A 6,550-nucleotide genomic window follows, 5' to 3' on the forward strand; every position below is an offset into this window, starting at 1 on the left:
AAATTGCTATCTCTTTGTTCGATCTATTTACCAATCCTTATAATTTACGGCAAGTTTCTAAATAAGGTGCTGAAGAATGGCGAAACGTTTCCTACTTATACTGTTATTACTTTTGCAACTAATTTGTCTGGGCGTACTGTGGATTAGTTGCTTCCCTGGGGAGCTTGCCGATCTGCCCTTTATTCTTCTTTTGATTGTGTATATTTATGGAATCCCGCTTCTAATTGCATTTGTAGTGATAATTGTAGTTGGGATACAAATCTTGAAGAAAATAAATTTTTTCCCTGCAACTCAAACCTTAGTAATCACCGCCGCAATAACTTTAGGGCTAACAGTAATTTTATTAAAAACCAATCTGCCCCAAACAATTGCCTTTTCGTTATCTCGTCCTGCATTTGAGGCAGTTGTTGCGGATGTAGATAAGCTAAATTCAATCTGTAATAGCAAACCAGTTAACCAACGGTTAGGTTTATATCGCGTCATAGAATGTGATCGCGATAGTCGTGGTGGCATCTATTTTAGTACTGCGAACTTTCGCTTTATTGATATCTCTGACTTTTATGGATTTGCCTATCAGCCTAACCCCTATGGGAACTACCACTTTGGCTCGGATATTTATAAATATTATCCCATCGTAGATGAGTGGTATGGATTTACAGCAGGTAAGCGTTCTTGATATTCCCTCAGAATTGCATTAGGACTATCTTGTATGGTGATCGCGATTATGTCAGTCGTAACAATCTCTCAATACATCTTAGCTTAGAGAGGGCATAGACTCTGATAGGCTTAAGCTGAGGACTCTAGCGTTCTGATTGTTGGCAAAAAACGATGAACAATTTACCGACAAAGCCAGTGTGGCACACTTTAACGATTGATGAGACGATCGCGGCTTTGGATACAAATCCAGAGTTGGGGTTAGAGTCGTGGCAAGTGAGCGATCGCCAAGCTATCTATGGGCGTAATGAGTTAACTGGCAAGGTGGGACGCTCCAAGCTAAGTATTTTTGTCGATCAGTTTACCAACATCATGTTGCTGATGTTGATGGGTGTGGCAGTAGTTTCCGCAGGGTTAGATTTGCGGGTCGGTAATTTCCCAAAAGATGCGGTAGCGATCGCGGCGATCGTCATTCTCAATGGTATTTTGGGCTATGTCCAAGAAAGCCGCGCTGAGGAAGCACTTGCGGCTTTAAAACGGATGGCGGCTCCGAATGTGAGAGTCCTTCGCGAAGGGAAAGTTACGGAAATCCTCTCAGCAGAACTGGCAATAGGGGATATTGTGTTTGTGGATGCAGGGATGCAGGTTGCCGCAGATGGACGCTTATTAGAGACAATCAAGCTGAAGGTCAGGGAAGGGGCGCTGACGGGAGAATCGCAAGGCGTAAATAAGTTTGCTGATCAGGTATTTGCTGAAGATGAACCATTGGGAGATCGCCGCAATATGTTATTTCAGGGGACTGAAGTATTACAAGGACGCGGGATGATGCTGGTCACAGCGATAGGAATGCAAACAGAATTAGGGAAGATAGCCAATCTACTGCAAGATGTGGAATTGGAAGAAACTCCCTTGCAAAGACGCATGGCGGAACTTTCTAAGGCTTTGGTCATCGCCTCTTTGGTGCTAGTAGCGATCGTAATTAGCATAGGGCTATGGCGGAATGGCGACTTTGTGAAGTTGCTCAATACATCCTTAAGTATGGCGGTTGCGGCAGTTCCTGAAGGTCTGCCTGCGGTGATTACAGTGACTCTTGCCCTTGGAACTCAGAGAATGGTGCGCCGTAATGCGCTGATTCGTAAATTGCCTGCGGTGGAAACCCTTGGTTCGGTGACCATGATTTGTTCTGATAAAACAGGAACGCTGACCCAAAATAAAATGGTAGCCGAAAATATTTTCACTACGAATTATGCTGCCCAAATCAATGGAACTGGCTACGAACCAATTGGCGAATTTTCGCTTTCACGACTCGCAGGAGACATGCTGGCTAGCGATCTCAGCATTTATCAATGTGCAGAATTACAGCTTTTACTAGCGACAGGTGTAATTTGCAATGACTCCTATCTCCAGAAAAAAACTGTTGAACAAATAAGCGATCGCCAAGCCTCAAAAGGAAAAAGAAACTTAAGCCCCTTGCCTCTGGCTACCAATGGTTCACAGTGGAAAATTATCGGTGATCCTACCGAAGGCGCATTGCTAACTTTGGCAGGGAAAGCAAATCTTTGGCAGTCGCACTTTACGCATTATTTCTCAAGGGTTGCGGAGATTCCCTTTACGTCTGAGCGGAAAATGATGAGCGCGATCGCTACCATCAACAGTATGAATGCCGAAGATACACCCGAAGCCCTACGAGCGATCGCGGCTTTGTTGCCCAATAAACCTTACTTTCTATTTTGTAAAGGTTCACCAGAACTAGTTTTAAGTCGATGCAATCATATTCAGATAGATAAGCAAATTGGAGTGATTACAGTTTCTTATAAAACAGCGATTCACATTCAAAATACTCTCCTTGCGTCTAAAGGAATGCGTGTATTAGGATTTGCCTATTTGCCCTTAGAAAAATTACCGACAGAGGAAGAACTAGCAAATATAGAAAATAATCTCGTTTGGTTAGGTATAATCGGGATTCGGGACGCGCTCAGGGCTGAAGCAGCTAAGGCTGTACAAATCAGCCGTCAGGCGGGGATTCACACGACGATGATTACAGGCGATCATCAACTCACAGCTCAAGCGATCGCTCGTGACTTAAATATTTTTTATCCAGATAGCGATCGCGTTTTAACGGGACAAGAAATCGAGTTGATGACCGATGATGAACTAACGGCTCTCTCTCGACAAACTGCTGTCTATGCTAGAGTTTCACCTGAGCATAAACTAAGAATCGTTCAAGCATTACAGCGACAAGGTGAGGTGGTGGCGATGACAGGTGATGGCGTGAATGATGCCCCTGCGCTCAAACAAGCGAATATTGGCATTGCCATGGGAATCACGGGAACAGATGTTTCTAAAGAAGCTAGCGATATGATTTTGCTGGATGATAACTATGCGACGATTGTGGCAGCAACTGAGGAAGGACGCACGGTTTACGCGAATATCCGCCGCTTTATTAAATATATCCTTGGTAGTAATGTTGGTGAAGTGATTGCGATCGCCTCTACTCCATTTTTAGGTGTTAATGCAGTTCCCCTCACCCCTTTACAAATCCTATGGATGAATCTAGTTACTGATGGTGTACCTGCATTAGCTTTAGCAGTAGAGCCATCGGAAGCTGATGTAATGCAACGACCTCCTTTTAACCCCCAAGAAAATATCTTTGCTAGGGGATTAGGTTGGTATATCCTGCGGATTGGTGTTGTCTTTGGTTTGGAAACTATTTCCTTAATGGAACTTGTCTATAACTCTGGTAATCCCTCATGGCAAGAGCATTGGAAAACAATTACATTTACAACTCTCTGTATTGCTCAAATGGGTCATGCCCTCGCCTGTCGTTCTGATTCTAAACTGATCATTGAGTTAAATCCGATCTCCAATCCCTATCTATTGATTTCCGTGATTTTTACCACGATTCTGCAACTTGCGCTGCTCTATGTGCCGAGTTTGCGACAATTTTTTGGAACAGATGCTCTTTCGGCTTCAGAGTTGGGCTTATGCTTTGGATTCAGTATGCTGTTGGTTTTGTGGGTGGAATCAGAGAAAATTATCTTAAGGTGGTGGCGGAAGTCTCACCCTGTAAAATTCCCTGTAAAACCTCAGTCCTAAGCCAATGAAAAGAAAATTTCCTTGGTTGCGATCGCTACTTGTTTTAGGCTGCTTTGGTCTAGTGATTTCGTTTGTCGTTCCCTTACTCGATCGCATTATTCAAATCTATCAACTTGTCGCCACCTCATCGCCAATTTTAGGCGGCTTTGTTGTGCTGTTAGTAATGGGATCATTGGCAGGATTGTTTTTTGTAATCTGGCGATATCTTAATCTGTTTCAAGCAGAACCATCTCCACCCCGACCACTCCCTGAAATTCCCACCGATAAGATTGAAGCCGCCCAAGATAGTCTCGAAGCCCTAGAGCGTCAAGTTGAGCAAATCCAAGATGAGGTGATGCGGCGATCGCTTGCTGAGCAAACAGACCAGCTCAAGAAGAATTTCATTCGTCAAGAATTGCGTGTGGTGGTGTTTGGAGTTGGCTCCGCAGGTAAGACTTCACTAGTGAATGGATTGCTCGATTTAGCACTTCAAGATCCTGAGGTTAGAGGCGAAGTCGGCGCAACTATGGGAACTACACAACTGGGGAAAGTCTATATGCCAGTGAAGTTTCCCAATCTAGATGTACCTATCCAAATTACCGACTGCCCAGGGATTTTAGAAGCGAGTGCCTTGGGTAGCGATCGCGAACGGGAAGCGCGAAAAATTGCGACAGAAGCAGATCTAATTATATTTGTGGTCGATGATGACTTACGACGTTCCGAATATGAAGTTCTCAAAGCCCTTACCGAAATCGGTAAGCGGACTGTGCTTGCTTTCAATAAAATTGATCGCCTCACCAAAAGCGATCGCGAAATCATTCAGACTAGTTTGCGATCGCGGGTATTAGACTTGATCGCGCCTGAAGATGTGGTGGCGATCGCTGCCAATCCTGCGATGATTACCCTCGAATCTGGGGAAGTTGTTACGCCTAAGCCTAAAATCCAACCCTTGCTAGCCCGTATGCTCGACATTCTCAGCTATGAAGGCGATGAACTGGTGGCGGATAATGTGTTATTGCGATCGCAAAGACTTACGGAAGCAACCCGTGAAGCGCTATCGCAACAACAACAAGCGGAGGCGGAAAAAGTAGTTGAAAAATTCCAATGGCTAGTCGTTGGTGTAGTTTTTGCAACGCCTTTACCCGTCGTCGATCTCCTAGCCACAGCCGCGATTAACGCGCAAATGGTTGTAGAAATTGGTAAGGTCTACGGTTGCGAGATCAATATTGATCGCGGTAAAGAACTAGCCAATTCGCTCACCCGTACTCTGGTCAGTCTCGGCATCGTTAAAGGCGTAGTCCAAATTGTTTCCACCGTCATTTCCGTAACGGTCGTAGGATTAGTTCTCAAGGCGACGATTCAATCGGTGACAGCAGCCTATCTCACACGCATTGCAGGCAAGAGTTTCATCGAATATTTCAGTCGTGATCGCGATTGGGGTGATGGTGGTATCGCCGAAGTAGTACAGCGTCAGTTCCAACTAAATCGCCGTGATGAGTTTCTCAAAGTCTTTGTCCAAGATGCTGTCAATCGAGTGATGGATTTAATCAAGCAGTGATAAACAAGAAACAAAATTATTTTACCTCCTTTTGAAAGCAGAATGTGAATTACATGAACATTAGCATCAATCCAATTCAGAAAATTGGACATTTAATGCGAACAGATGCGGCAGACTATTTAATTAATGAATGCAATTGGGAAGCAATTCAATTGCCTTGGTTAACTCTGGTTGAAGCATTAAGAAGTATATGTATAGAAACACTAGGCTATTGTTTGGCTATTTCTCGTATTGAACCCAATTTCTCTTCGTATGCTCTAACTACTCGGATTCGTAAATCCTCGGAATATGCTTTTGCCATTCTGTTTCTCCTCTTTTTCCATTATATCTCGTCCGCTTTGTTCCGAAAACCGTAATACCGCGATTATTTGGGGAGAAACTTCCCCTGAACTCAATTCAAAAATCATTGATATTGAGAGCGTGTTTGAGAAGTTAAGCGAGTCGTTTAAGGAGAATCTGAATCATGCCAATACAGAAAAAAGACTCAGAAGTTTCAGGTAAAAGTTCGTATTCTCTGTTCAAACGGCGAAAGCGAGAAAACCAAGCAAAAGTACGTTCAACGACCCAACGCTTCTGTTGGACAACAAAGCCTTTTTGCCTCGCAGGAGGGACGAAAACCTGCAAACACCAGTAAGGAGTATGCAGAATAGCCATAATGAAAACTTGACCGCTATAACCACACTCTATCCAAATCGTTGATAAACGCGGAAATCGGTCACGAACATGGTTAAGTTTTTCTAAAATCTTGGTTGTACCTTTGCGATCATTGAGATTTGCCGCCGTGACAACCACCATGATTAGCAACCCCAATGTATAGCTATACTTTAAACGGTTACAATTTGAGTTTTATCAAAGGACTGGAACTTAAGAGTAAGGAGGGAAGTAAGTTCAAGCTTAAAGTGAATGTGAGGTTGAGCTAAACAATCAGAGATCGTCGAGAAGAAAAGGGAAAAATCAGAATAATATTTGGCATACAAACATTTCTTTTTCACAAATTTCCATAGACGTTCAATCAAATTCAAATTGGGAGAATAGGGAGGCAAATAAAGTAATTCGATATGCAACGCATCAGCTAAAGCTTGGACAATCTGACACTTTTGATAACGAGCATTATCTAAAACTAAGGTGATGGGAATCATTAAATTGGGAGAATAGGGAGGCAAATAAAGTAATTCGATATGCAACGCATCAGCTAAAGCTTGGACAATCTGACACTTTTGATAACGAGCATTATCTAAAACTAAGGTGATGGGAATCATTAAA

General features: G+C 43.3%; 6 protein-coding genes. 4 read left to right on the top strand and 2 right to left on the bottom strand.

Annotated features, from left to right (window positions below; translation table 11 throughout):
- The first annotated feature begins 76 nt into the window (after nt 1–76).
- From B9G53_RS24455 to B9G53_RS24470, 4 genes are all read left to right on the top strand, one after another.
- The gene (locus B9G53_RS24455) at nt 77–676 is read left to right on the top strand and encodes a hypothetical protein (protein WP_094536044.1); all 600 of its coding nucleotides are present in this window, start codon (nt 77–79) and stop codon (nt 674–676) included.
- Nucleotides 677–828: 152 nt separating this feature from the next.
- The gene (locus B9G53_RS24460; protein WP_094536045.1) at nt 829–3,750 is read left to right on the top strand and encodes a cation-translocating P-type ATPase; all 2,922 of its coding nucleotides are present in this window, start codon (nt 829–831) and stop codon (nt 3,748–3,750) included.
- 4 nt (nt 3,751–3,754) lie between these two features.
- Nucleotides 3,755–5,287 carry a YcjF family protein gene (locus B9G53_RS24465; protein WP_094536046.1) on the top strand — a complete coding sequence of 511 codons (1,533 nt, stop codon included), beginning with the start codon at nt 3,755–3,757 and terminating at the stop codon, nt 5,285–5,287.
- A 53-nt stretch (nt 5,288–5,340) separates the two neighbouring features.
- Nucleotides 5,341–5,643, top strand: a complete 303-nt coding sequence (locus B9G53_RS24470) for a hypothetical protein (RefSeq protein ID WP_094536047.1) — start codon at nt 5,341–5,343, stop codon at nt 5,641–5,643.
- Between the two features lie 76 nt (nt 5,644–5,719).
- Here the strand turns inward: B9G53_RS24470 and B9G53_RS24475 are convergent, their stop codons facing one another.
- A complete protein-coding gene (locus tag B9G53_RS24475; RefSeq protein WP_369683022.1) occupies nt 5,720–6,097 on the bottom strand; it encodes a transposase in 378 nt (125 codons plus the stop codon).
- A gap of 14 nt (nt 6,098–6,111) precedes the next feature.
- A partial coding sequence (locus B9G53_RS24480; RefSeq protein ID WP_176453344.1) for a transposase occupies nt 6,112–6,550 on the bottom strand: 439 nt, incomplete at its 5' end.

The organism is Pseudanabaena sp. SR411 (assembly GCF_002251945.1).
Lineage (GTDB): Bacteria > Cyanobacteriota > Cyanobacteriia > Pseudanabaenales > Pseudanabaenaceae > Pseudanabaena.

Bases quoted from the DNA above. Each gene is read 5' to 3' on its own strand.
- B9G53_RS24455 (WP_094536044.1), top strand. From the start codon at position 77: ATGGCGAAACGTTTCCTACTTATACTGTTATTACTTTTGCAACTAATT.
- B9G53_RS24460 (WP_094536045.1), top strand. From the start codon at position 829: ATGAACAATTTACCGACAAAGCCAGTGTGGCACACTTTAACGATTGAT.
- B9G53_RS24465 (WP_094536046.1), top strand. From the start codon at position 3,755: ATGAAAAGAAAATTTCCTTGGTTGCGATCGCTACTTGTTTTAGGCTGC.
- B9G53_RS24470 (WP_094536047.1), top strand. From the start codon at position 5,341: ATGAACATTAGCATCAATCCAATTCAGAAAATTGGACATTTAATGCGA.